Raw genomic sequence first — 24,665 nt, 5'->3', positions numbered from 1 at the left:
CATCAGTTGGTTGAATATTGCGGTTAGACAAAGCCTTTGCTATGCGCTCGCGTTGTGAGTCGCTCATAATGGAACTCCGTTCTTTTTTATGTATTCCTTTGCTACTGCCCGATTACCGTAGGTTTGCACAATTTGTCTGTAGTACCAGAGAAATCGCACAGCTTCTATCTGGTAAATCCAATTACGCTTGCTACCCACCTGCAAGGGGCAGTCTTCAATTGCTATTTCTCCAGACTCAATTAGAGCTTTGATATCTGCTACGTCCCTTGTTAAAGAGTTTGACCCTTTTTGAAAGCATGACTCAAACAAAGATAGGACTTGCTTGCGAGTCCAATAGCAAATTGGCTCTAACTCTTCTGGAAAAGGTTCCCACTCCATTCGTGGTGATTACTAAGTGATTACTATTTTTAAGTGATGAGTATTAGTTGATTAATAATCGTCTATTGCTCATATAAATTATTCAAGCGTGTTTTTTTTGTGAGTGCAATCCCCTGTGAAGTAAAAATAAAAAAAACGCCTTTATGTAAAAGGCGGTTGTGTGATTGCAAGTTATGCTACGGTGTTTTTAGTGCGCTCAGTTAAGATTAGTAATTTCTTGGGGCTGGAGGTATTACTCTTCATCCCCGCTTTCATTTGCCCATTCTTCAGCAGTTAGCCTTTCTGCCTCTCCTCGCAATACTTGAATCCATAGTTCATCAGCACTGATTCCCCTTTTTCTTGCCAGGTATTCCATTCTTTCTTTGATTTCGTCCTTGCACTCCTGAAGCTTTGCACACAGAAGAGACACTGCTTGCTGGCTTTTAGGACGATTATTAATCCAAGAATCAATCACAAGCATATCTCTATGCCATTCTCCCATAGTGGCCAGAACAATTCTTTCATTTTGACTAACCATTACTGCCTTTGCTCAATGTTTTACTACTGTTTAGGAACAATTTAGCAGCAAAGCTTGACACCACTATTTAGTGGCTGTATGGTATTTAATTAGCTGCTAATTAGGTAATATATAGCAGCAACCAAAAAAAAAAGAGGCCAAAGCCTCTAAAAATCAAAACTTTTTTTACTTATTATGAACATAATTCAAAGTCCAAACATTGTCTACCCACAAAGAATCATACTTTCAGAAGTTAACGAGTATAATGTGGACAAATTTTGTCCCACACTACATCCAATGGAACTACTACGAAAGTACCCCATGAAAAAGGCAATAATTGCCAAATTTCTCGGAATTTCCTCGAAAGCTATAGACAATTATCTCTACGGCACAAGGCCAAACCCTATATTACCAGTGCAAAGACTAGCAGCAGAGTTGAGCCAGAAGTGGTCTATCCAGGCAGAGGAAGGAGTTATAGCGCTAGGCGAAAGTCAGAACTCATAAGTAATCTGTGAGTGAGTTTTTCCTGTCCTACCACCTACGGTATAGAATCAATCTACCCCAACAACATGATATTCCAGGGTTTCACAAAGCCGACATTCTGTACCAAACACGGTAACAAGGCCATATTCGGAGACAGTGGTAATCTTCTCCCGTCTCCACTCATCAACCCAATGATAGCCCTGGGTTTCAAACTGATGGATAAATTTATCTGCCAGCAGATGCTTCATCATTTTTTCCATCGAGTCACCATTCCACATCGAAGTACAAGAACTGCCAATCACTTTACTCGGAGTTTTCAGGTGGTTAACTTCTATTGCCTTAGCATTCATCCAGATCACCTTCTGAGTCACCATCTCAGTTAGGTAACACGGATGAGTCCGCTGATATAGTTCGTTCAAATCTAGATCCAATTCAGGAATTATTAGGTTTTGAGACTGTTCAGTCATAGACAATATCAGTGTGGAATTTCCTTGTGATGGTGATGGTATTTGTGATAATTTTCTCAGGCCATAAGTCGCTCCTACCCAGGTTAATCTAACCTCTCCCCAGATGTTAGCCACAGCTTCTAGCCAAGACTCGCATTGGCTATAGGCTGCCATCGCATCTTCTCGCCCTAGATTTGGGGGTGCAATGAACACAATACCCTGATTTGACAGCACCCCTTCTTGCCAACTATCAAGGCATTTCGGTCTCGGTAAATTCTTCTCCTCTTTCATCTGCAGTTCTTTCTTCAGTTACAAGACTTTTGTCCTGAGTAGACCTGGCCTGTTGTAGCAGACGTTGGTCATAGCCGAAAAAATCACACAGCACACTTAACTCTAAGTCTGATAGCTCTTCTCCCGATAAGGTTTTGAGCAGAGGAGATTTGATGACTATTGGCAAGGTGATATCTAGTTTGGAGCGTTCCTCATCTAGTTCACTTTGTAGCTCGGCTATCCGTTGGGCGGATGCTTGTTTTTCCTCTGTTAGTTGCCTTTGGTAGTGAGCCATTGCCTCTACCCACAGTTGATTTTTCTCGTCTTCGAGCATCATCCGCTCAATCAGAACAGATGCGAGGGAGGAAACATTTCGCCCCTCCTTCTGTGCTCTTTCTTCCAGCTTCTTGTAAACACCCTTGGGCAAAGAAATGGACAATCGGTTGCTATCAGCCATAAGTCGTTTCAGTCATCAGTTATCAGTTATCAGTTATCAGTACCCACCGCTGCTTTTCATTCCCTTAAAGGGGAAAGCTATTGACCTTATTTTTTGGTCATAAGTTAAAAGTTGTTGGTGATTTTGGGCCAAGTTTTCAGGAAATGTAATTGATGTAAATATACGCTATTATTACAGCGATTTTTACATTCAAATAACTATAGGCAAAAATGCTTGATTTGTGAAGGTGATGGTGGTAGATTTAGAGCTGAAGTCATAAGTCGAAATTTAGAAGTCAGAAGTTCAATTCTTTCTGTACGAGAATGTCCGTTTTTAGGCCATATCGTACTACACCAATAGGGCGGGGATATTTATAAATGCTCACTCTTCTCCCATCTATCTGACTTCTGACTTAAGTTTCTACCTCCCTAAAAAAAAATGGGCAGTTGGTAGCTGTCCACTGTTTAATGTGATGTTCAAAGTTAATCAAAAAATTTGGTGTTTCGCTGCGCGACATGAAGCGCGTAAGCGGACGATCAGTCTATCTCAGGAGACAAAAACACAATTATCTAGTGAGATGATAACAAGATGAATACAAAGAATCTCAAAGCCAAAGTGAATCAATTCCTTTGCTTTTTAGGATATACATCAAATGATAACATATACTTCCGTGCTTTTAAAAAGGAAAATGGCAAAAATTTCGGTAAAAAGACTAGCTATAGCCTAGAGTTAATTAACTACAAAGAATTATTGCAATGGGAAAGCCTTGGTTATGGGGTCTACATTGTCGTTAATGGCGGGGGTGATGCTGACGCTGATGTGACAACAGGAAAAGCTATATTCTACGAGCATGATGATTTACCTCAAGAGCAACAATTGGTTTTATGGCAAAATTTAGGTTTGCCAGAACCGACTATACAAGTTGATACTGGTGGTAAATCAATTCACAGTTATTGGGTATTTGAACAACCCATAGCAATTAAGCAGTGGCAGGAGTTGCAAGCGGACTTATTGGAATATGCTGATGGCGATCGCTCTATCAAGAATCCATCCAGAGTTATGCGAGTACCTGGGTTTAAACATCAGAAGTCGGGAAAGGTAGCGGAAATAGTTAGCAGTAGCGGTACTAAGTACAGCTATCAGGAACTACGAAGTACAATACCTCGACAGAAAGAACCTATCTTTAACTTTGATAAAACAATTCAAACCAATACACCCCCTTTGGCAATATTCCTGACTAAGGATGACAGAGACTTAATTGAAAGGGGTGTAAGTGAAGGAGGTAGAAACAATGCTGGTGCAAAGCTTGCCAGAAATTTGATTGGCACTGCACAAAGACTTAATTATCTGGGAATTAACTACACCGATACACCACAAGCACTTTTTGAAGATTATTGTAGTCGATGCAGCCCACCTATTAATAGTAAGGAGGCGCAACATAATAGTAAGGAGGCGCAACAAATTTGGAAATCAGCCCAAAAAGGCAACCCCATCGCTTCTCTTACAGATGATGCTATAGAAAATTGCCTGAAAGCATGGCAGAAAAATCAGCATTACAGCAGAAATAGCAGCAATAGTGACTCTGGCAAGGGAACTTCACAGCGTCATCAGGATAATAGTCAAACCAAAGGCGTAATTCTCCCCAAAAAATGGGATAAACTTAAAGTTCTCGGAGAGATTATTAAGCTGGCAGAGCAACGCCCCAGAAAAAGCAGAGTCACCATTGAGCTTAAGCAGCTTTCCCTTGATAGCGGGTGGGATATACGTTCATTAAAGGAAATCTACGAGAGTACGATTGAGGATTTCGATGCGGATGCCGAACTACCAGACGATGAAAAGGAATTTTCGGAAATTCTCTCAGCCAATGTTAAGTTAAAATGTCACGCCATGTTACCACAAGAGTTACACCCAGTCCTTACATTTGCAGATAACTTAGGAGTTCCTTACGAACCAACTTTAGTTGCTTTGGAAGCAGCAGCAGCTTCATTAATTGACCCCGATACTAAAATTATTGGACGTGAGTGTAGTAACTATGACCAGAATGCGACAATATTCTCAGCTATTGTGGGAGAGCCAGCATCTAGGAAGTCTCCTTTAATTCAAGCGATCGCTAGGAAGCCTTTATCAAAAATGCAGGAAAAAGCTACAGAATTATACGATCGCCAGAAAATTGATTATGAGAGAGACTTGGCAGATTGGGAGGCAGCAGATAAGGCGACAAGAGGTGACAAACCTGAAGAACCAAAACTGCGAGTATTTAGCACTGGAGACTATACTCCTGAAGGGATGAGAGAATTAGCTCAACATAATCCCAAGATTTTGAGGTGTTTCGATGAATTGGCTAAGGAGCAAAAGTCCCAAGGTCAGTATAAAGGTGGTAAGGGTAGCGATGCTCAGTTGCTGTTAGAATCCTATGATGGCCTTATGGATACTGTCATTCGTAGAGGTAAGATTTATCCCGGTGGTGTAGTTAATCAATGTTTGCTGGGAGGGATTCAACCTGAAGTTTTGTCTGAAATTATCTCCAGCTCAGACCCTACAGGGCTTTTTGCTAGATACAATATTGCGACCTTACCAAATATTCCTCACTATTGGGACGATGATAATGAAGTAGGCATGGACATTACGCCTCTGTTGGTTGATACCTACGAAAGCATCAACCGTTTGCCTGCTATTACTTTCAAGCTTTCCCCAGATGCCTACCAACTATTCAAGTCTTGTCATAATCACGCCGAAAGCCAAAAGGCTAAAGCCGATCGCCCAGCTATGATTTACCAGTACGGGAAAATGTCAGGGAAAATTTTGCGGTGGGCAATGCTGTATCATGTCCTCCACGCTGTCTGTCAGGGCAAAACCCCAGATGAAATAGTCTCTAAAAAGTTTATCCAAATTGCCAAGGAACGGGCAATTTACCAAATGTCTCAAGTTCGGGGATTGTTGTCTATTATGGATGATTCTGGGCCAAGTAAAATGTTTCAGCTTTATCAGTATGCTCTGAGAAAAGGAGAACCGATTACGCCTAGGGATGCTGTGTATAAGACTAAGAAGGCCAAGGATAGAGGTGAGGCTATTGATTTTTTTCGCCGACTGGAAGAGATGGGATGGGGCAGAACAATAACCACTCCCAGGACAATTAAGTTTGAGGCTTTTGAAGAGAGAAGGATATCAGACCCATCAACTACTGTCCAAGTTGTAACTAAGATATCTAAATCCGGTGACAGTTTACCAAAACCAGTCACAGTAGTTACTTCTGAGGTAGAGACTCAGGTGAATGCTGCTACAATTAACAAAACTCAAACCCCAGTTATAGATAGGGATACAGACCAAGTGGTCACTACTGTAACCGATACTTCACAGAGACTTTCAAAAATAGTTGATGACCTGAGAAACTGTGACAGAGAAAAGTTTATGATGCTTTGTGATAAGTCTGGAAAAGAGGAACTTCAGCAAGCTTGCCAAATCCTAGACAGTTCTAATGACGAGGAAGATAAAAAGCAATTCCAGAAAATTAAGTTTTGGGCTTACGAGAGACAGCTTGGTGGAGAGTTAAAGGTTGGCCATTTAATTCAGTTGAAGGGTGGGGATGACTCTAGTTTCAATACCTGGGAAATTAAGAGTGTGGAGAGCAATCGGTTATGGGTTGAAAGAACTGGCTATAGGGTCAAGCCAGAAACTAGAAGGGTTAAGTTTAGTGATGTGGAGAAGATTTACACAAAATCCTGATTATTGGAGAGAATTTAATATCCTTAGTCTCAGAATGTTAATTTTTACTAAAGCTTAGGTTTATTATTTCCATGTCAATTTGATAAACATTTTATAACTGTCACTAATGCTTGTCACCAGTCTCAAAACAAAAGAAGTTTAGATAATCAAAGTCACCCAATATACCCACATAAATCAATAGATGATTTTCAAGTGGGGCCAAAGGCGAGAGTAGATGGACTTCAACTCATTAATTATGCAGTAATTATTATGAAAAAAGGACTTCTAAGAGACTAAGAGAGGACTGCCTTTAAGTGGGAAAGGTGTCAAATTGTAGACCAATATTAAAAATTCTTGTCACAAAAACTGTCACAAAAATGTCACAAATAGCGTTTTTTCCCTCTTGTAATAACAATCAACCCTTCAAAGCCAAGCTATGGGTCAAATCATAAAACTTAAACTGGGAAAGGATTTGAAAAGTGGGGGTGGTGGGACTTGAACCCACACGACTGTTAAGGTCAACGGATTTTAAGTCCGTAGCGTCTACCATTCCGCCACACCCCCAGAATCTGGAGAATTACATAAGCATTAAAAAGCTCATTTTTTTATTTAATCACAATGTTCAAAGTTTTGGCAAGTATTTTGAAGAGAAATTAAAATAAAAAAATTATTAAGGACTCTGGGTGAGGAGATTAACAGCCTTCTTATGACGGAGATGGTGCACAAATGACTGGAAGTCAGAAGTTAGAACGATCAAGCTCCAAAAATTTCTTGGTAGGACAAAATATGGAATAATCTGGAGGTTCGCTAGAAAAACAGTCATCCAGACAATAGTATATTAAACAGAATACGATTAACTATTGTAATTTCTCAATCTTGTTTATGAACTTAGACCTAGACACGAATCTAATAATCCTAATTATTTATGCAGCCCTGGCCGGAGCCTATCTCCTAGTAATGCCAGCTATAGTTTATGCTTATCTCAATACCCGTTGGTATGTTGCTAGTTCCATTGAACGGGTCTTCATGTACTTCTTGATGTTCTTATTCTTCCCTGGTATGTTGGTTTTGTCCCCATTTTTAAATTTTCGCCCTAGACGGCGACAGATTGAAGGTTAATGCGACGAATTGATGCTATTGGAATAAGTATCGGTATTTTTGCTGCTGGTGGTATCCTATACTTGGTATTACAAATAGTAGGTATAAATAGTACTAACTCTGGTATTTGGACACAAGCAATTTTGGTCGGTGGCTTAGTTGTCTGGCTACTGACCTATTTACTTAGAGTTACGAATAGCGATATGACCTATAACCAACAGTTGAAGGATTATGAAGAGGCAGTCCTGCAAAAGCGTCTAGAAGAAATGACTCCAGAAGAGTTGGCTCAATTGCAGGCTGAAGTTGAACAGGAAAAAGCAGATAAGACAAACAAACAGGAATAAATTATCAAAAATAATTGGGTCTAAAACCCTGCCTTGATTGGCGAAATGTTTTTGGAGGGTTACTCAAAATCCTCGTTACAAAAATAACCTCTAACTTTTGACTTCTGACTTCCTTAACTATCCAATATTAAAAATTAAAAATGATTTCAGTTTCTCATTGTTTTGAATCTCTACACAATAATGGTGGTCAGTGCGCTTTGATTCCCTTCATTACCGCAGGCGACCCAGATTTGGAAACTACAGCAAAGGCTTTAGAGGTATTAGATAGTAGTGGGGCTGATTTGATAGAGCTGGGTGTGCCCTATTCTGACCCTCTAGCGGATGGCCCGGTAATTCAGGCTGCTGCTACTCGTTCTTTGAGTCGGGGGACAACTTTGGAGTCGGTGTTGGAGGTGGTGCAGACCGTTAGTCCGACGTTGCGATCGCCAATAATTCTATTTACTTACTATAATCCAATTTTATATCGGGGGGTAGATAGCTTCCTGAAAAAAATTTATGATGTGGGTGCTAGGGGTTTGGTTGTTCCAGATTTGCCGTTGGAGGAAGCAGATGTTTTGTTGAAACCAGCAAGAGATATTGGGATAGAGTTGACTTTGTTGGTAGCTCCTACTAGCCCAAAAGAGAGAATAGAGGCGATCGCTCGTCAATCTCAAGGTTTTATTTATTTGGTGAGTGTAACTGGGGTGACGGGAATGCGTACTCAAGTACAGACGGAGGTACAAGATTTATTGAAACAAATGCGGGGGGTTACTGATAAACCTATTGGTGTCGGTTTTGGTATTTCTCAACCGGAACACGCTTTACAGGTAAAAAAGTGGGGGAGTGATGCGGTTATTGTTGGTAGTGCGGTGGTGAAGCGGTTAGCTGAGGGAACTCCGGATGAGGGGTTGGAGGCGATCAGGCAGTTTTGTCAGAGTTTGAAGACGGCTATTAGTTGAGGTTATAGTAAGCTAGGCGAAGTTTTAGAATTATCTAGTGGAGAAGAAAATGTATGGAAGAAGTGGAAAGTTTCTTAGATACTTCCTATGTTGTCACAAAATTGAAGCCTGATTATCCTGTAGCTTGCTAAAGTGCAAAAATATAGACTATCCTAGACAAATCTGTACACAATGTCTAGGATATGAAACAATCACGAATTTGCAGAAAGATTAGGAGTTAGCGTAAAAACTTTACAGCGTTGGGATAATTCTGGAAAGTTAAAAGCCAAGCGCGTATAGGTCAAATCACCGCTACTATACCGAAGAGGTTAAAACCTCAATCTACGAAACGTCAAGTTGTTTGTACAGAGATTGCAGACTCTAGTACCGTAAAAGAGTTAGAGAAATATGTCAATATCTATGATGTCAGTTTCAATGATGGTTATATTGGATTAACGAATAGTATTCGATGTGGAAATTATCTTCTTTGTGCATCTAATATTGATGAACTGTATCCATCCCATAAATATTATGAACTGGAAAAATCAAAGATTAAGTCATTGAATCAGCTCTGCTCATCTTTGAGAATGGAACCTGTATACTTTAACCTCTCGGAATTTCATAAATCTGGCGCTCTTCTATCTTGTATGATTATGCACTTGAATCGTAATAATTTTACTTAGAGAGTAGAAACAGAAGAGAGGTTCTAAAATGAGCAAGAACTTCTCCAGTTCAATTTACACAACTCTAAGTAGGTACGCACAAAAAAGCTTAACTATATTAAGTTTCATAAACTAGCTCCAAACTCTGACTTACAGTTTATTTGAGGTGAATTTACATTTTGTTACATAGTGACAAATTTTAACGCCGATCTACTTATTAAAACTGACAGCTATGAATCTTATCCCTGACTGGAAAACTGATACTGTGACCTTAGTTCTGCCGAATGTATGGATCGAATACTATAACGAATATTTGACTGAACTAGAAAAATTTTATATCGAAATTGCAAAGTACGATCGGGTAATTTGCCTGGTTCGAGATCAAGCTCATGCTGAAAAGATGGTGAAACTTACTAACTTAGATTTATCGGTTTTTAAAATTGCGAATGTAGAAGATATTTGGATACGAGACTTTGCTCCAATTCAGTCAGAGCGAGGCTATATTAAATTTATTTACAAAATTGTAAATATATTGAAGAAAGTTTGATAAATTACTTTAATAAATCAATACAAAAATCTGTAAATACCAGCTTTATAGACATAGAATTAGAAGGGGGAAATTTTGTTCATAATGGAAAAGGAACGGCAATTGTAACCGAAAAATTATATGCTCAAAATCCCCAGAAAAGCAAAGAAGAAATTAATCAACTCATCAAAGAAAAAACTTCAATTGAAAAGCTAGTGGTCGTTCCAAAACAGCCTGGAGATATGACGGGACATATTGATGGAATGCTTCAATGGATTGATTCCGATCGAATTATGATGAATGATTATCAAACTCAAGGTTCTGATTTGCAGATGTTTATTAAGAAGTTAGATAGTTGTTTAGAACAGGAATTGCCAGAAGTTGAGAAAGTGAAAATTCCCTATTTTATTTCAGATCAAGAGTATCTTGGTTGGACTGATGAACAAGGAAACTATATGAATTTATTGAGAACGCAAAACCGAGTATATGCCCCCATTTATAATCAGCCAGAAGATGACAGTATTCGAGAAATTTACAATCAAGTTTTTGGCAACAATGTTAGTTTTATTGAATCTGGGGCAATATCAAAGTATGGAGTTATTCTCCATTGTATGATTTGGAACTATTTAGCTTCGTGATTAATCAGGTATTAGCAGAAGTTATTACTGTCGGGACAGGTTTAACAAAAAGATTTCTAAGTGTAAAAAACCCGCCCCTAGTATTTGAGTGTAACTAATCAAAAATATCTGATATCAGTTGAAAAATTTTGATCCTGATAGGTATCATTTTTTCCAGGCTGATTGATAATATACTGGAGAACCTGTATCTGAAACAAAATGACAAGCTAAGTAAGAATTAATGAAACTCTTCCATATTGGTTCGCTTGACTTGCGATAATATTTACCCAGGATAGGTTTGATTGCCTCTGTTGCTGTTTTCAGGTGATAGTGAGGCATATTTAGGAATATGTGATGAGCGACATGAGTACCAATGTCGTGATGAATGGAATTGATGAAACCATAGTCGCGGTCAATACTTGATAATGCACCTTTGAGAAAATACCAATCATCTCCACGATACCAAGGAATATCCGGTTCTGTATGGTGTAGGAAGGTGACTAAATCTAGCCACATCACAAATATCACATAAGGAACCAAGTAATATTTTACTAGAAAAACCCAACCAAATTGATAGGTCAGGAAACCAAGAAAGCCTACCATTAACATCCAGAGTGCTGAACTGGTTAAAACATCCCATTTTTCATTAGGACGGAATAATGGACTGTCGGGCATGAAATGCGAGCCTTCACGATTTGGCGATCGCCTAAATAGATAGAATGGATAGGCTAATAATACTAAATAAAAGCGACCTAGCTTTTCAGGCCAAGACATCATATTATACTTACTCTCGGTAACTGGATACCAACTTTCATCAGTGTCAATATTTCCGGTATTGGCGTGGTGAGTTCTGTGGCTGATGCGCCAACCGTGGTATGGTACGAGAATGGGAGTATGAGACAGATGCCCAATTAAATTATTCACCCATTTATGTTTGGAGAAGGAACCGTGACCGCAGTCGTGCCCTACTACAAATAATGCCCAAAACATGGTTCCTTGCATTAACCAGAAAATGGGAAAAAAGAACCATGAATCTAGATTGTAGGCAATGGCATATAAACCTGCAATAATCCCAATATCTAGAAAGAAGTAGCTCAGAGACCTCCAGAGGGAAGGTTCAAAACAGTGAGGAGGAATAGCTGCCTTCACCTCTTGGAGAGTAAAGGGTAACTCTATTTTTGAGGGAGTTGAGTTTGTGTCAGTTGCTTGATCGAGAACAGTGTTTGATTGCACTAAATTTTTCAGTTTATCTAGTATGACCGATATTTCATCTTTACACAAGCTACACCGTTTCACGGAAGTCAAAAGTCAAAAGTCAAAAGTCAAAAGTAATATTTGCTCGGCTCAAAACTCTGACGTTAAAGTAATTTCAGCAAATAATTTCAAATTTTAGATGTGAAATTATTTGTGACATCTTTAAAAGTGAATTGGTATTATATGGAGCAGGTTAAGTTCCTATCAGTTACCCCTGGCTCTGCTGAATAAAAACAGAGAAGAGGGGTAGAAATTTATGGAACTTTTACTGCACCAGGACAAATTCCATTAGCTCAGAAAAAAGAGCTGGTAGTAGTAAACAAGTAGGGATTTTTGCTATATCTCTCTTAATACAAAGAGAGTTACACCAACTCGTAAAACTACTTCTACAAGACTACCAAGTAGCTAGTGGAAGATGAAACAGTATATACTTTAGCATAATCAGGGAGTAGTTAGGCACAAAAATTTTCTTAATTAGGACTTGCTGATTAAGAGACTGTTTGTAAAATAAGTATTAAGAGAACATGCGAGTGACTAAAATCTAAAAGCGGTAATACTTCAAGAGATTGAAATTTGGTAGGTAGAGAAGTATTCAGTACATATATTCCTAGATTTTTAAGCGACAAATATTTGTCTTGATTTCTTCCTCCTTATTCCCTATTCCCTATTCCCTATTCCCTGTTCCCTGTTCCCTGTTCCCTGTTCCCTGTTCCCTATCTCCTTTTTATATTTCCTTTACAAACAATCTCTAAATCTGAAACAGTTAATAATAAAGTTTTTAGCCTTTTTGAGTTTGAAAAAAGTGCCTGCTTTTCAGTCTAAATAATGAGTGCTCCAAAATTTAGCATTTTGGGCAGAGGGCAAAAAAATTACTCCCCTACTCCCTCACTCCTTAAACCCTAACTAGGCCAAGAATAGTTTGTAAGCTGGATTTTGGCTTTCGTCCCAATAGCGATAAGCCAAGCTTTCGAGAAAAGCTTGCCATTCTGCCATCTCGTAGGGGGGGACTTGCATTCCTACTGCAATACGTCCATAATCTGCCCCATTGTTGCGATAATGAAATAAACTAATATTCCAGTTAGGACTCATGGAGGCGACAAATTTCATTAATGCACCTGGCCGTTCAGGAAACTCGAAACGGTAAAGTAGTTCGTGGTGGGCAAGGGGAGAACGACCCCCGACCAGATGACGTAGGTGTAATTTTGTCAGTTCGTCATCTGTTAGATCTATGCTTTTCAAACCTTGGGTTTCAAATGTTTCTAGTATTCTCGCAGCATCAGCGCGGTCTTTTATTTGTACTCCAACAAAAATATGTGCTTCTTTTTCCTCAGCAATTCTATAGTTGAACTCAGTAATATTACGTTTGCCCAGACAGTCACAAAACCTGCGGAGACTTCCTGGAGTTTCAGGAATGGTAACTGCAAAGATAGCTTCGCGACGTTCTCCCAGTTCGGCGCGTTCGGCGACAAAGCGCAGACGGTCAAAGTTCATATTCGCTCCGCAGGCGACAGCGATGAGAGTTTCTCCTTGAATTTGTTCTTGTTCAACATAAGCTTTGGCACCAGCGATCGCTAATGCTCCGGCAGGTTCTAAAATTGAGCGGGTATCTTCAAAAACGTCTTTTATTGCCGCACAGGTATCATCGGTTCCTACGAGAATAATATCATCTACATATTCTTGACAGAGGCGAAATGTTTCTTCCCCTACTTGTCGTACTGCTACGCCATCAGCAAATAATCCTACCTGGGGTAAGCGGACTCGATGTCCGACTTTTAAAGATTGTGACATGGCATCAGCATCAACAGGTTCAACACCAATAATTTTGATTTCGGGGCGTAACCGTTTGACATAAGCGCCAATACCGGAAATTAACCCACCACCACCGATAGCAACGAATATTGCATGGATAGGTTTTTGGTATTGGCGAAGAATTTCCATACCTATTGTACCTTGTCCGGCGATAACGTAGGGGTCGTCAAAGGGGTGAATAAAAGTTAAGCCTTTTTCCTCTTCCAGTTGACGGGCGTATTTATAAGCTTCATCAAAAGTTTCCCCACGCAAAACAACTTCTCCTCCCCTAGCTTTGACAGCATCAACTTTTAGTTGGGGGGTAGTTACTGGCATAATTATGATGGCGCTGGTATTGAGGTAAGTTGCAGCGAGGGCGACTCCTTGAGCGTGGTTGCCTGCGGAAGCTGCTATAACTCCACGGGAGAGAATTTCGGGAGGCAGTTGAGCCATTTTGTTGTAAGCTCCCCGCAGTTTGAAGGAGAAGACTGACTGCATATCTTCTCGTTTGAGTAGGAGGTTATTATTAAGGCGGGTTGATAGATTGGAAGCAGGTTCAAGTGGAGATTCTTGAGCTACATCGTAGACACGGGCGGTGAGAATTTGTACTAGGTAGTCACAATACATAAGTGTTTCTTAAGTTGTTAATTAATTACAGTACAGAAATATAATACTAGGTTTACCAGCTAAACCCTCTACTTTTGTTCTTTATCTCATACCACTTTTGAATCATTAGGGATCAAAATCTTCTCCCTTAAACTTTGCGTGCAGCCTTACTAACCTCAGTATAGCTAGTTCAACAACTTCACTGAGAATAGCTGGTTCTTATTCTGTAATAAATGGCATCCGTGAATAATTAGACAGATTTCATATTACTATTAGACATCTCCGAATAAAGATATAGATTTTTTGTGGTTACTAGGAAACAGGGAACACTTAATACCATTTCTCAAAAACTTTTCTACATTTTATTGAGCGGGGGAGTAGGGGAGTACGGGAGTGGAGAAGAAGTAAACATAAGAATAATAGACATCTCCAGAAAAGAGGGAACAAGGAACAGGGAACAGGGAAAAATAATTGATAATTTATCGATAAGAATTGATTTTATTTTTTATTTTTGGAGATGTCTAATTAACACTAACTTGCTAATTATTAGCAAAAAAGTTATTCAGGTTGTGTTAATTACTTAATAAATGGGCGTTGCTGAAGCGCGGGATGAATCAATGATAAAAGGTAAATCCCATCTTTTACTTCCTCATTTCTCTAAAATTATAATTGCAATGCGTACCCTATGCAACACCCCCACACTCCCGCTTCTCCCCACACTAATTCATCCCATAAATATGCAACGCCAATAAATGAAGTATTTCCCAAGTATAGCATTAATGCATGGGAATTGGTATAACACTTAACAGGGAATAGATTTTCACGAAAAAGATACGAAAAATGATTTCGGAGAGTTGATTTTACAACTCTAGCTTCTCTTAAATAAAGAGCAAGTTTATTTTCTGGAGAGGTCTATTGGCAGTTGATGCTCCTCATCACTAACCGTATTTACATTTGACGTTTTGATAGGATCGCCTCGCAGCCACAGGATTAAACTGAGTATCGACAAACTGCACCGGATAATAGGTTTCTATCCACAAATGCGCTCCACAATCTAAAGGTTCATAAGGTTTATAAACTATACGACACGGACCATGTATTTCCATCTGATAACCCATATCGTTACGACCCCCTTGCTTCAAAGTGATTACTGGAATCAGTTGATCTGGAGTCATTTGAGGATCGTATTTAATTCTTTTGCCATTGGATTTAATTTTATGTTGATTAACATGAATCTTTGTCGGCTTCTTCCGCAGTTTCTTACACCAAACACCTTCTGGACCTCTACTTCCCGGTATGACAACAGGAATTTTCCCATAAAGAGGAATTTGCCAAAAACCTTTGTGTTTGTAAGCTCCCTTTATTCTACCTTGAGAAAGTAGAACTCTGACTCGTTGACAACAAATACCCAATAAGAAAGCTGCTTCTCTAGTTCCAATATAAGTCATTTTTACTATAGCACTATAGTTTTGATTAAGTAACAATTATAAAATTACACATACTATATTTTAGTCAGTAGATCAATAAATTCTGTTAAATTCGCTACATAACATACCGCCCCAAATATTAGTCTCGGATTTAATATCACTCATTATATTGAATACGATAAACCCGATTATTCACTTCTTCAGTAAATAATAAACTTCCATCTGGCAATACCTGTAAACCAGTCGGACGACCCCAAGTTGTTTCCTCTGAAATATCCAAAAATCCTGTTAAAAAGTCTCGATATTCTCCTGTAGGATTTCCACTTTCATCAAAGGGTGCAAATACTAATTTATAACCTGTAGGTTCCTGACGATTCCAACTTCCTCGAAATGCAACAAATGCTCCATTTTGATATTCTTCTGGAAAAGTTGCTTCATCATAAAATTGGAGTCCTAAAGGTGCAGAATGGGATTGAAATAAAACATCAGGAGTTTGAGTTTGAGTTACTAAATTAGGATTTTCTCCTGTTCTTCTGGGGTCTTCCAAATTAGGAGATAAATAAGCATAAGGCCAACCATAAAATTCACCTTGTTCTAATCCTGTTAAATAATCAGGAACTAAGTCATCTCCTAATCCATCCCGTTCATTTACAGTAGTATAAAGTTGACCTGTAATTGGGTTAAAGTCTAAACCTACTGGATTTCTTAAACCAAAAGCAAAAGTTTGTCGATCGGAAGCATCTAAATTCATTACTTGAACTGATGCTCTAGGTAATGGTTCGACAGATACATTGGAGAGGGAACCAATAGAAACAAAAAGTTGATTATTTTCAGAAATTGCTAAGTTCCGAGTCCAATGACCTCCTGTTGGTAAGTCAGCAATTTTTTCACCAGTGCCGTTAATTTGTATATCCCCAATATTGTAGGGGTATCTAACTATTGAATCTGTGTTTCCGACATAAAAATAATCTTCAGTAAAAGCCATGCCAAAAGGTTGATTTAATCCATTTGTTTCTGAGGCAAAAATCTGAGAAAAATCTGTTGTTCCATCGCCGTCTGTATCCCGCAATAAACGGATTTGATTTAGTGGTGTTTCTGTTACTAATACATCTCCGGTCGGAGTGACTGCTAACCAACGAGGTCTTTCTAAATCTTCAGCAAATACATTAACTGTAAATCCATCAGGAACTTGCAAAGTTGGATTATCAGGAACTGGAATAATATCGGCAGGATTAGAAGCACTATCACTGGCAAAAGGTTGTGGTAATGAATCTAGAGAAATGCGGATATTTTCTGATGCTAATGGTTCGGTTTCTATGAAGCTGCTGTTAAGGTTTCCATTACCGGATATATCTATAAAAGATAAAGTATTTTGGTCTATTTCTGCTGGCAAGGTAGCTAATAATAAACCAATAATTTCTCCTGATTGTCGAATTTTAATGAAAGTATCGTTGCCTCCTGGGGTGGTAGTTTCAAATGTTAAATCATTAGCTATTAAACCTGATGGTAAATCTAGGCGATCGCCTATTGAAAAGTCAGTAATTATGTCTGCTTCTTGGGAAAGGAAAAATACATCTGCACCGTTTCCTCCAATCAGAGTATCTATTCCTAAATCTCCATACAAACTATCATCACTCTCTCCACCATTGAGAAAATCATCTTCTTTTCCTCCTCTCAATATATCGTTTCCAGCATCACCAAAAATTTAATCATTGCCTAAATTTCCACTGAGAAAATCATCCCCATCTCCACCGAAAATAGAGTCTGAGTTTTTGCCTCCGAATATTGTGTCATTGCCTTGATTTCCACTAATTGAATCGTTGTCTCGATTACCATTAATAATTTCTGCATCTTCAGCTCCAATAATTGAGTCATTGCCACTTAAACCAAGTAAACCTCCAGGCAAATTTGCTAGTAATTGAGGAGTTAGCTGAAAATTATCAGAATCTAAAGTTAATTCATAAAATCCGTTAGGAGTAGGACCTACCATTGTTTTTAGATATAGTAAACTACCCGGCGCTGAAATTCTTTACAGCGCGGGCTTTTGGTAGCCCTAGAACTACTGCACAAGACAGAAATTCTGAACCTCTAGGCTGGTTTACACTCAACCCCAAAGCAGCTATATTTTTGGCACCATTATAATCAGCATCGCCTTTCCACCCACAATTCAAGCAGTGGTAGTTTTTACCCTTTCTATATGTAGTTTCTTTTGTCGGACTTATATGCAAACATTTGTGGCAAGTAAGGCTTGTATATGCTGGATTAACTAATATTAATTTCACGCCATGTAACACACATTTATAAGCAAGAAACATTCTGAACTGATAAAAAGCCCAACTATTAGATAATCTTCTTTCTTTCCTACTTCTTGGTTGCTGATTAGTTCTTTTTCTAATATTAGCTAAATCTTCTATGGCAATTGAATTCTTATTAGTCGCTGCTTTTTTGACTAAATAAGTTGTTATTTCGTGATTAACCTGTTTCTGAAAGCGTCGTTCTTTACCTGATAACCGTTGCTGTAGTTGCCGACATCTTCTCCGACTACTACGAGTGCCTTTAGATGCTTTTCTTTGTAGAACTGCTCTCATTTGAGAATAATGATTTCTCTTAGAAGTTATATTTTTACCTGACCATGATTCACCTTCAGATGTTGAGGCTATATCTGTCCTGCCTAAATCAATTCCTATTATTTTATTTGTTGACTTTGGCTCAGGAACAATATGATTAACATGAATATTTATATAGTAAGTTCCATCATTTCTTTTAGTTAAGACTGCTGAAGTAGCCTTACGACCTTTTAATATTCCACGTTGATAATTACCTATTAATAACTCAAACTTTGTGCGCTTACTCAAAAGCTTTAAACTCACAATCCATTTCTTTGTATCTAAACTAAATGTTCTACTGTCGTAATCAACTGATGTTGGTGCAAAAGTTAATTCTTTTTTAATATGATTAGTTATAGAAGTTTTGCGATTAGAACATACTCGTCTAATGGCGTGAATTGTAGTTTGTGCTGATAACTGAAACTTTTCTCTAACTGTATCGTACATTAAAGATTGCATTGCCACATTATTTGTCAGTTTCTGATCACTATTGTTATGAACATACTGACAAGCATTAGCAAATATTTCCATGGTAGCATTCATTTCTTTTGCTACTTCTGGGGAAACCTTCAATTTGCAGGATATAGTCGTTATCTGTTTCATTATTATACGATACTTCAAATTGTGAATAAAATCAATAGTGAAACAGATTTTTATTTGTTCTCAAAAATTCCTCCCGACGCTGAATCAGATATTACAGCGCGGGACTCCTTTTTGAATTTAAGTTGAAATTTTTTACTATTTTAATAGTATAGAAGTTAGGAATTAGTGATACTTGTTGTTTATCAAGATTTAATTTTTGACTATTGAGAGTATCCTGATCTTCTTGTAAGTAGGATTTTTAGTATTTACAGTAGGTTGGGTTGAGGAACGAAACCCAACAGAAATAATACCAATTTCATAAAATATTGCTACAGTAGTTTTCTCTGCTGGTGTTCAATAATTAACAATTAATAATTAATAATTAATAATTACCTCTTCTTAAAATAGATAGGATCGGTTAAAAAGGATTTTTTTTCTTCTCTTGGTTGATTGGATATGGCGAGGAGACCTCGCCATCCCTCAACCGCTTTTTTATCCTTTAAAGAAGAGGCTTTATACCTTTATTTATCGGTAATTTAGAGATTAATACTCTAACGACCTTTTTTGAATTTGGTATAAGTTTAAATATTTTTAATTGTCGTTGTTTTCTGTTGTTTCAAATTCAACTTTATTATAAATATCTGCCTGGATTATTTGAAAATTAATTGAGAGTAACGAAACCCAATAGAAATAAGTTTGAATTTTTCTAATTATCGTTGTTTTCTGTTGTTTAAAATTCGACTTTATCGTAAATGTCTGCCAGGGTTATTTGAAAATTAATTGAGTCAAGAGAGATAGTTTATTCGAGTTCATTATATTCTGAAAAAATCCATTGTTTTTGAGCAGCTTTATAATATTGTTCGACTTGGATTGTGTATTGGTCTATGAGTAGATATTATTGAAATTTAGGAATAGTTCGATAGGCTGCATTTTTTTTATCTTTGTCATAATTTCTAGTAGAATTTGACAAAACTTCCGCGATTATTATGGGGTTAGTAATTGTATCTTTTCTTCCTTGTTGTAGTTGTAAATTACTTGGAGTAATCATCACATCAGGATAAGTATAGATGGGTTTTTTCGGAATCCAAAGTCGTTGGTCGGAAATAAATACTCTATAAGGTTGACGTTTGAGAGAAAAATTTAAAGCTGCACTGAAATTAAGAGCAATCTGATTATGATTTGGAGTTCCACTAGTCATGGAAATAATTTCACCATTGATGTATTCGTGTCGTTGTTGTGAATTTGTTTCAATGTTTAGGTATTCGGTGGGGTGTAGTTTTTTTGTTGTTTAATTTGCATGGTTTTAAGGTGTTATGGAAAAGACAATTCATGCTGCTTTTGGTAATTCAATGGGGATGAAATAATTGCTTGGGTAGAGGTAATCTTTGTTTGATTCGTTGATGACTCGAATCATTTGATGTTTGCTGGCGGTAGTGTCGGGAATGACTTGATAAATTTTGCGAATTTCTAATGAGGTTGGATAGTTTTTGTTGTTGATGCAGATGGCAAATTTACTTTCTATATGGGGATGACTCATACTTACTCCGATAGAATATATTTAATTTTTATTGCTTTTTACCAATACTATATTTACTAAGTGAAATTATCAATTATATGCTTTCCTAATTTGTCATATTCTTTGTCCATATCCTCCATTAATCTAGTCTGACCTCGATTCCATGAAGTAGAACTTATTGCACCTCTAGTTGGTTTTTTTGTTGATAAATATTTAATTGGAACGTTTTGACCTATACTGTCAGGAGCCATAACATTTAAATCTTCGATATTGGCTACTGGTTCCAAATTTTTAATAAACTCAGGAACACAATTATAATCAGATATTTTTTTAAGGTCTGGTATTAGTCTTGTTTCAATTATCTTTAATATCTTGTCGTATTGATATTGGTCAGCTCCCAATTTTTTTCCACCCTTAGTATCAAAACCATTAAAAATCCAGCCACCAAACTTTGGTTTTCCTTTGTGTCATACAAGGTCATCAAATTTATTAGATTCCAGAAATCTCTCTTTTCCTTGCTTTCAATCCTTAACAAAACTGGGTAATACCTCACCAATTAAACCAATACAATATGCAGAAAATAGGTCAGGAGTACAAGGAACTAAAAAATAGTCTGAGCAGTATAAAGCAGACCGAACAAGTGTATTAAAAGATGGAGGTAGATCGATTAAGACATATTCATATGACTTGTTAAATGTGTCAGATAGTCTATTTACTAATAGTAATGGAACTAAAAATCGATATAATCCAGCTCCACTTACTACATCTGTTCCAACTGTTAGGATGTCAGCAAATTTATTCAACCAAAAATCACCAGGTACTATGTCTAAATTTCCTGGCTTTTCTAATTGTTGGTCTGGTTTATGCTTAGGTTGGGTTAAATGTATGTTATTAATCTGCATTTGGTAAATGTAAGGCTGCGCATAGGCTCTTATTGTTCGGCCATAAGGAAACTTCTCTGATTCCTTAAGATATTCAGCAAATTCTTCATACCCAATTGTAGCAATTGATAGATTGCATTGAGGGTCAAAATCAATTAGAAGTGTATTATGACCCATAGATGCTATAGAAACAGCTAAATTCCAAATAATGGTTGTTTTCCCAACACCACCTTTGTTATTAAACATAGAAATAACTTTTGCCGTCATAATTTTTCTCCTTCAACATATAGAATGATTTGTATTTAGTTACATTAGTCTATCATAAAAATATCACAAATTATAACTATAAAAATCTATTATGCACATGGTATATTTCGAGTATAGTGCTAAAGCACTTATGTTATAGCATCTCTATATTTGAATTGAATAGATTGAAATATGTTCGGTAGGTTAAGGAATATAACCGTTAAATTATCTGATTAGTTGTATAATTATCCCTGCCAAACCTACCTGACTTTTTACTACATTTTTTCTCCAATTTTTGCCTTAGTTTCCCTCAACTTATCCCCAACTTCACCACTGCTTAATAAACTCTCCGCTTTTGACAAACCTTCGTTAATATCAGAACAAATTCCACAACGCCATAAATAAAAACCCCCATTCCAAATAGCTGCTGACATTAACTCACTACCCTTACCCTGCAAAACTCTTTGCATCTCCTCTACTAACTCCGCAGTTGAACCTAATACAACCTCCTTCCCACCACAACCATAGTCACTCGGATGTAACAACAAACGTTCAAACGTGACATTATACCCAGATGGCATCGACACCCCAATAATAGCTGTCCGATCGCGTGGTAAGTCGCAACTCCCCTCTAACCCCTTCACCGTTGTATAATTTTTCAAACCATGTAATTCCAATGCTTCACGAAACATACCTTCTGTAGGAGGATGAACATATCCCGCAGCTAAATGAACTTCTCCCATAAACGGCACCCAAATTAATTCCATCGTTGCCAGAGGTGGTCGTTTACCAATGTCTCGACGGTATTCTACTAAAACATCTGCTTGGGGAAAATGTTCTGGTAGATAAACAAACCCTAAACCAGTCTGCTCAAATACTTGTTGCACCTCCATCAGCGATAATTTTTCCCACTCAACCTCCAAACCCTGCCATATCTCAAGAAAAGGTACTCCTTCTTTGGTCGGCATCCGCGCTCCACCGTGCATCACAACAAACACTCCTGCCGTTGCCAAAATTAAAGCTGTAAGTGGGGTGACTGGTGCAGTACGCGATCGCCCATCATAAGGACAACCTAATACTGTTACTGCACCCATAGATGGTTGACTTCGGAGTTTTGGCCCTAATTCCTTGTAGGCATCTAACATTCCTGCCAACTCCTCACCAGTGGGACGCTTAATACGGTGAGCAATTAAGAAAGCACCTATCTGGGCAGGTGTTGCTTCCCCTAACAACATCATTCCCATTGCTGCTGCTGCTTGTTGGCGAGTTAAACTTTTCCCTGTGTGAGTACCACTGCCAATGGTTTTAAGTAATTCTCGAAAGCGATCGCTCATCTGATTTATCTCTCCGGTTAATTTAGTTGGTAGTTTTAAATATAGTTAAGGATATCAAAACTATTCTGCTTCATTACTTTTTCATTACTAAGAATTAGTTAATACTGAAAAGTTGTCATGGCGACCATTGTTCCGTATTCCCTATTCCCTGTTCTGTTACAAGGAAAATTTATTGTCAAACACCAAAAGACGTAGTGCTATAGAACCCCTAAGCGGATCTATGAAAAGGGAGTGTGGTCCGTGTGGGAAGATGGGGTATTGGAGGTGTATGGGAGTATTTTTCAATCTTTTTCTCAAGCATGCCTAATTCCCCTAGACCCCAGAGCGCTCCTCAAAAATAAATATCCTGGAGATTGATACCAAATAGACATATCTAATAATAAAAAATCATGCTCATTATCGACACTAACTCATAAATTCTTTCCCCCTACTCTCTACTCCCTCTTTTCTGGAGATACGCTTAGGGCTTCCATAGTATAGATAGGAACAAGCAATGCCTACTAGCACGGGAGCAAGATGCTCCCACTGTTCTCGTAACAAAAATAATTACAATGGACGACCATTAGACATCTCCAAAATAAAAATTATAGCGCTACGCATTAAGGTATTTGACATTTATAAATCCTCAAATCCTTTGATAGTCTCCTGTTCCCAGTTAAGTGTTCCCTATTCCCGATTCAAGTAGCGCTATAAGATAAAATTATAGTAGTCTAGTGTCTAAATATAGTCCCGATCTGAATCAAGTATTAGAATATCTTAGTAACTATCCAGAACAGACAAAGAGAGTCATTGGTATAACCGATATACAGTTAAGAAAATTAAGAGAAAATGCTCATAAAAAAGAATCAGAAAAGCGCGTAAAAAATGACTATCTGGAAAAACTGGCGTTGGCGGAGGGAGCAAGTGCCGCAGCTACATCGCTCCTTGAAAGATAGTTATAGTAAGTGCTTGATAATTTTTGGAGATGTCTATTACAATGCACCACCACCCAATAACTAATTATAGGGATTTGATATCATAGATTAATTTGAACTTTTGACTTTTGACTTTTGACTTTTAACTTTCCTGACTCCTCCTGGAATTAATTCTTTAACTAACTGCCAAAAATATATTATTGGCGGAATTTCCATTCTATCGCTAGTTGTCACTACTACCACTTCACGACTCCAAACAGAATCTTTTGTTGATGATACTTTAGAAGTTGCAGGAGTTATACCTATTGTTCTAATAGCTAGAGTGGGGTCAAGTCTAGCATCTATTAAAGCTGAATAGGGTAGTAGAGCAATTAAATTTCCTTGTCGTACTACTCCTCGGAAAGCATCAAGGGTATTTAACTCTAATACTGCATTGAGTTTTGCTCCTAGTCGTTCAAATTGCTCTTTGACTAATCTCTGCATTCCATACCCATCTTTGAAAACTACTTGGGGGTAGCGAATAAGTTCCACCCAGGGTATTTGTTTGTATTTGGTGAGGGGATGGTTTGCTGCCATTAATACTTCTATAGGTTCGGTATAGAGAACATCCATTACCATTTCTGGACTGGTGGTAAATAAGCGGTTATTCATGACGATGGCGATATCTACTAAACCGTCTTTGAGAACTTTCAGGGTCCGATCGCTTCCTAGAGCAGTTACCCGTAATTTTACTTCTGGGTAGTGGCGACAAAATTTTTCCAAGACAGGAGGGAGGTAGGCAGCGCAGACGGAGTGAATAGCTGCGACACATAATTCTTGCTGTTTTCCGGCTAGCATTTCGGCTATTTCTTGGGTGGCATTTTCCCAAGCTTGGCAAATTTTCCGAGCATAAGGCCACAAATGTTCTCCTGCTAGGGTTAGTTTAGCTTGGTTGCTACGGTGAAATAGGGTAGCACCGACTTCTGTTTCTAAGGCTTGTATTTGCCGACTGACTGTTGATTGGGTGACGTTACATTTTAGTGCTGCTTCTTGAAAGCTACCCGTTTCTGCAACCCATAGAAAGGCTTGCAACTGCTCTAGGCGCATGGAGTTTTGATGATGTTTTTTTAGTGATTTAGAATCATAGCAGATTGGCT

Annotated in this window: 24 protein-coding genes, 1 tRNA gene and 1 pseudogene; 9 read left to right on the top strand and 17 right to left on the bottom strand. The window is 38.0% G+C overall.

Annotated features, from left to right (window positions below):
- Positions 1 to 63 precede the first annotated feature (63 nt).
- Complete coding sequence (locus ACP6PM_RS22560; RefSeq protein ID WP_287286981.1) at positions 64 to 378, bottom strand: hypothetical protein; 315 nt, start codon at positions 376 to 378, stop codon at positions 64 to 66.
- Positions 379 to 610: 232 nt separating this feature from the next.
- Complete coding sequence (locus ACP6PM_RS22555) at positions 611 to 895, bottom strand: hypothetical protein (RefSeq protein WP_426588578.1); 285 nt, start codon at positions 893 to 895, stop codon at positions 611 to 613.
- 174 nt (positions 896 to 1,069) lie between these two features.
- On the opposite strand from ACP6PM_RS22555, the gene ACP6PM_RS22550 reads away from it, so the two are divergent.
- Positions 1,070 to 1,378 (top strand): hypothetical protein, encoded by a 309-nt coding sequence (locus tag ACP6PM_RS22550; protein WP_426588576.1) that lies wholly within the window; start codon positions 1,070 to 1,072, stop codon positions 1,376 to 1,378.
- 47 nt (positions 1,379 to 1,425) lie between these two features.
- On the opposite strand, the gene ACP6PM_RS22545 is transcribed toward ACP6PM_RS22550, so the two are convergent.
- Both ACP6PM_RS22545 and ACP6PM_RS22540 read right to left on the bottom strand, forming a co-directional pair.
- Positions 1,426 to 2,094 (bottom strand): hypothetical protein, encoded by a 669-nt coding sequence (locus tag ACP6PM_RS22545; protein WP_426588574.1) that lies wholly within the window; start codon positions 2,092 to 2,094, stop codon positions 1,426 to 1,428.
- Positions 2,054 to 2,530, bottom strand: a complete 477-nt coding sequence (locus ACP6PM_RS22540; protein ID WP_426586569.1) for a ribbon-helix-helix domain-containing protein — start codon at positions 2,528 to 2,530, stop codon at positions 2,054 to 2,056. The genes ACP6PM_RS22545 and ACP6PM_RS22540 overlap by 41 nt, the downstream gene beginning before the upstream one ends.
- 567 nt (positions 2,531 to 3,097) lie before the next feature.
- On the opposite strand from ACP6PM_RS22540, the gene ACP6PM_RS22535 reads away from it, so the two are divergent.
- Positions 3,098 to 6,232, top strand: coding sequence for a DUF3987 domain-containing protein (locus ACP6PM_RS22535; RefSeq protein ID WP_426588573.1), 3,135 nt, complete (start codon positions 3,098 to 3,100; stop codon positions 6,230 to 6,232).
- A 459-nt stretch (positions 6,233 to 6,691) separates the two neighbouring features.
- Here the strand turns inward: ACP6PM_RS22535 and ACP6PM_RS22530 are convergent.
- Positions 6,692 to 6,775: transfer RNA gene (locus ACP6PM_RS22530), tRNA-Leu, on the bottom strand.
- Positions 6,776 to 7,093: 318 nt separating this feature from the next.
- Here ACP6PM_RS22530 and ndhL point away from each other — a divergent pair.
- The 6 genes and pseudogenes from ndhL to ACP6PM_RS22500 all read left to right on the top strand — a co-directional run bounded on the left by ndhL (position 7,094) and on the right by ACP6PM_RS22500 (position 10,396).
- Positions 7,094 to 7,330, top strand: coding sequence for an NAD(P)H-quinone oxidoreductase subunit L (ndhL, locus tag ACP6PM_RS22525; RefSeq protein WP_426588571.1), 237 nt, complete (start codon positions 7,094 to 7,096; stop codon positions 7,328 to 7,330).
- Positions 7,330 to 7,653: a DUF3007 family protein gene (locus tag ACP6PM_RS22520; protein ID WP_426588569.1), complete on the top strand. Its 324-nt coding sequence runs from the start codon at positions 7,330 to 7,332 to the stop codon at positions 7,651 to 7,653. The genes ndhL and ACP6PM_RS22520 overlap by 1 nt, the downstream gene beginning before the upstream one ends.
- Before the next feature lie 140 nt (positions 7,654 to 7,793).
- Positions 7,794 to 8,591: a tryptophan synthase subunit alpha gene (gene trpA / locus ACP6PM_RS22515; protein ID WP_426588567.1), complete on the top strand. Its 798-nt coding sequence runs from the start codon at positions 7,794 to 7,796 to the stop codon at positions 8,589 to 8,591.
- Between the two features lie 195 nt (positions 8,592 to 8,786).
- Positions 8,787 to 8,892 (top strand): annotated as a pseudogene (locus tag ACP6PM_RS22510) (MerR family DNA-binding transcriptional regulator); the annotation flags it as partial.
- 572 nt (positions 8,893 to 9,464) lie between these two features.
- Complete coding sequence (locus ACP6PM_RS22505) at positions 9,465 to 9,779, top strand: agmatine deiminase family protein (RefSeq protein WP_426588565.1); 315 nt, start codon at positions 9,465 to 9,467, stop codon at positions 9,777 to 9,779.
- Positions 9,776 to 10,396 (top strand): agmatine deiminase family protein, encoded by a 621-nt coding sequence (locus tag ACP6PM_RS22500; RefSeq protein ID WP_426588563.1) that lies wholly within the window; start codon positions 9,776 to 9,778, stop codon positions 10,394 to 10,396. The genes ACP6PM_RS22505 and ACP6PM_RS22500 overlap by 4 nt, the downstream gene beginning before the upstream one ends.
- A 144-nt stretch (positions 10,397 to 10,540) precedes the next feature.
- Here the strand turns inward: ACP6PM_RS22500 and ACP6PM_RS22495 are convergent, their stop codons facing one another.
- The 11 genes from ACP6PM_RS22495 to ACP6PM_RS22445 all read right to left on the bottom strand — a co-directional run bounded on the left by ACP6PM_RS22495 (position 10,541) and on the right by ACP6PM_RS22445 (position 22,615).
- Positions 10,541 to 11,608 carry a DUF3474 domain-containing protein gene (locus tag ACP6PM_RS22495; protein ID WP_426588562.1) on the bottom strand — a complete coding sequence of 356 codons (1,068 nt, stop codon included), beginning with the start codon at positions 11,606 to 11,608 and terminating at the stop codon, positions 10,541 to 10,543.
- Between the two features lie 924 nt (positions 11,609 to 12,532).
- The gene (gene ilvA / locus ACP6PM_RS22490) at positions 12,533 to 14,044 is read right to left on the bottom strand and encodes a threonine ammonia-lyase, biosynthetic (RefSeq protein ID WP_426588561.1); all 1,512 of its coding nucleotides are present in this window, start codon (positions 14,042 to 14,044) and stop codon (positions 12,533 to 12,535) included.
- 917 nt (positions 14,045 to 14,961) lie between these two features.
- A complete protein-coding gene (locus ACP6PM_RS22485; RefSeq protein ID WP_426588559.1) occupies positions 14,962 to 15,471 on the bottom strand; it encodes a hypothetical protein in 510 nt (169 codons plus the stop codon).
- Between the two features lie 136 nt (positions 15,472 to 15,607).
- A complete protein-coding gene (locus tag ACP6PM_RS22480; RefSeq protein WP_426588557.1) occupies positions 15,608 to 17,128 on the bottom strand; it encodes a PQQ-dependent sugar dehydrogenase in 1,521 nt (506 codons plus the stop codon).
- Between the two features lie 27 nt (positions 17,129 to 17,155).
- On the bottom strand, positions 17,156 to 17,440 hold the full coding sequence (locus ACP6PM_RS22475; protein ID WP_426588555.1) for a calcium-binding protein: 285 nt from the start codon (positions 17,438 to 17,440) through the stop codon (positions 17,156 to 17,158).
- Between the two features lie 19 nt (positions 17,441 to 17,459).
- Positions 17,460 to 18,659 carry an RNA-guided endonuclease InsQ/TnpB family protein gene (locus ACP6PM_RS22470; protein WP_426588553.1) on the bottom strand — a complete coding sequence of 400 codons (1,200 nt, stop codon included), beginning with the start codon at positions 18,657 to 18,659 and terminating at the stop codon, positions 17,460 to 17,462.
- An 874-nt stretch (positions 18,660 to 19,533) separates the two neighbouring features.
- Entirely contained in the window at positions 19,534 to 19,845 is a 312-nt protein-coding gene (locus ACP6PM_RS22465) for a Uma2 family endonuclease (RefSeq protein WP_426588580.1), read from the bottom strand.
- Between the two features lie 120 nt (positions 19,846 to 19,965).
- Positions 19,966 to 20,175, bottom strand: a complete 210-nt coding sequence (locus ACP6PM_RS22460) for a hypothetical protein (protein WP_426588551.1) — start codon at positions 20,173 to 20,175, stop codon at positions 19,966 to 19,968.
- Between the two features lie 56 nt (positions 20,176 to 20,231).
- Entirely contained in the window at positions 20,232 to 20,555 is a 324-nt protein-coding gene (locus tag ACP6PM_RS22455; RefSeq protein ID WP_426588549.1) for a hypothetical protein, read from the bottom strand.
- A gap of 120 nt (positions 20,556 to 20,675) precedes the next feature.
- Entirely contained in the window at positions 20,676 to 21,302 is a 627-nt protein-coding gene (locus ACP6PM_RS22450) for a ParA family protein (RefSeq protein ID WP_426588547.1), read from the bottom strand.
- A 254-nt stretch (positions 21,303 to 21,556) separates the two neighbouring features.
- On the bottom strand, positions 21,557 to 22,615 hold the full coding sequence (locus tag ACP6PM_RS22445; protein WP_426588545.1) for an anthranilate phosphoribosyltransferase family protein: 1,059 nt from the start codon (positions 22,613 to 22,615) through the stop codon (positions 21,557 to 21,559).
- A gap of 713 nt (positions 22,616 to 23,328) precedes the next feature.
- Between ACP6PM_RS22445 and ACP6PM_RS22440 the strand changes: the two genes are divergently transcribed.
- Complete coding sequence (locus ACP6PM_RS22440; RefSeq protein WP_426588543.1) at positions 23,329 to 23,550, top strand: hypothetical protein; 222 nt, start codon at positions 23,329 to 23,331, stop codon at positions 23,548 to 23,550.
- Between the two features lie 87 nt (positions 23,551 to 23,637).
- Here the strand turns inward: ACP6PM_RS22440 and ACP6PM_RS22435 are convergent, their stop codons facing one another.
- Entirely contained in the window at positions 23,638 to 24,615 is a 978-nt protein-coding gene (locus tag ACP6PM_RS22435) for a LysR family transcriptional regulator (RefSeq protein ID WP_426588541.1), read from the bottom strand.
- Positions 24,616 to 24,665: the final 50 nt, after the last annotated feature.

Origin of the sequence: Dapis brunnea BLCC-M229 (genome assembly GCF_050015995.1) — a bacterium.
In the GTDB taxonomy this organism is placed as follows: Bacteria; Cyanobacteriota; Cyanobacteriia; order Cyanobacteriales; family Microcoleaceae; genus Trichodesmium.
The sequence above is the reverse complement of the archived record's forward strand: the minus strand, read 5'-3'. Positions and strand labels throughout refer to the sequence as shown.

Coding starts and splice junctions, on each gene's coding strand:
- ACP6PM_RS22560 (WP_287286981.1), bottom strand. CDS start 378: ATGGAGTGGGAACCTTTTCCAGAAGAGTTAGAGCCAATTTGCTATTGG.
- ACP6PM_RS22555 (WP_426588578.1), bottom strand. CDS start 895: ATGGTTAGTCAAAATGAAAGAATTGTTCTGGCCACTATGGGAGAATGG.
- ACP6PM_RS22550 (WP_426588576.1), top strand. CDS start 1,070: ATGAACATAATTCAAAGTCCAAACATTGTCTACCCACAAAGAATCATA.
- ACP6PM_RS22545 (WP_426588574.1), bottom strand. CDS start 2,094: ATGAAAGAGGAGAAGAATTTACCGAGACCGAAATGCCTTGATAGTTGG.
- ACP6PM_RS22540 (WP_426586569.1), bottom strand. CDS start 2,530: ATGGCTGATAGCAACCGATTGTCCATTTCTTTGCCCAAGGGTGTTTAC.
- ACP6PM_RS22535 (WP_426588573.1), top strand. CDS start 3,098: ATGAATACAAAGAATCTCAAAGCCAAAGTGAATCAATTCCTTTGCTTT.
- ndhL (WP_426588571.1), top strand. CDS start 7,094: ATGAACTTAGACCTAGACACGAATCTAATAATCCTAATTATTTATGCA.
- ACP6PM_RS22520 (WP_426588569.1), top strand. CDS start 7,330: ATGCGACGAATTGATGCTATTGGAATAAGTATCGGTATTTTTGCTGCT.
- trpA (WP_426588567.1), top strand. CDS start 7,794: ATGATTTCAGTTTCTCATTGTTTTGAATCTCTACACAATAATGGTGGT.
- ACP6PM_RS22505 (WP_426588565.1), top strand. CDS start 9,465: ATGAATCTTATCCCTGACTGGAAAACTGATACTGTGACCTTAGTTCTG.
- ilvA (WP_426588561.1), bottom strand. CDS start 14,044: ATGTATTGTGACTACCTAGTACAAATTCTCACCGCCCGTGTCTACGAT.
- ACP6PM_RS22485 (WP_426588559.1), bottom strand. CDS start 15,471: ATGACTTATATTGGAACTAGAGAAGCAGCTTTCTTATTGGGTATTTGT.
- ACP6PM_RS22475 (WP_426588555.1), bottom strand. CDS start 17,440: ATGGTAGGTCCTACTCCTAACGGATTTTATGAATTAACTTTAGATTCT.
- ACP6PM_RS22470 (WP_426588553.1), bottom strand. CDS start 18,659: ATGAAACAGATAACGACTATATCCTGCAAATTGAAGGTTTCCCCAGAA.
- ACP6PM_RS22460 (WP_426588551.1), bottom strand. CDS start 20,175: ATGAGTCATCCCCATATAGAAAGTAAATTTGCCATCTGCATCAACAAC.
- ACP6PM_RS22450 (WP_426588547.1), bottom strand. CDS start 21,302: ATGACGGCAAAAGTTATTTCTATGTTTAATAACAAAGGTGGTGTTGGG.
- ACP6PM_RS22445 (WP_426588545.1), bottom strand. CDS start 22,615: ATGAGCGATCGCTTTCGAGAATTACTTAAAACCATTGGCAGTGGTACT.
- ACP6PM_RS22435 (WP_426588541.1), bottom strand. CDS start 24,615: ATGCGCCTAGAGCAGTTGCAAGCCTTTCTATGGGTTGCAGAAACGGGT.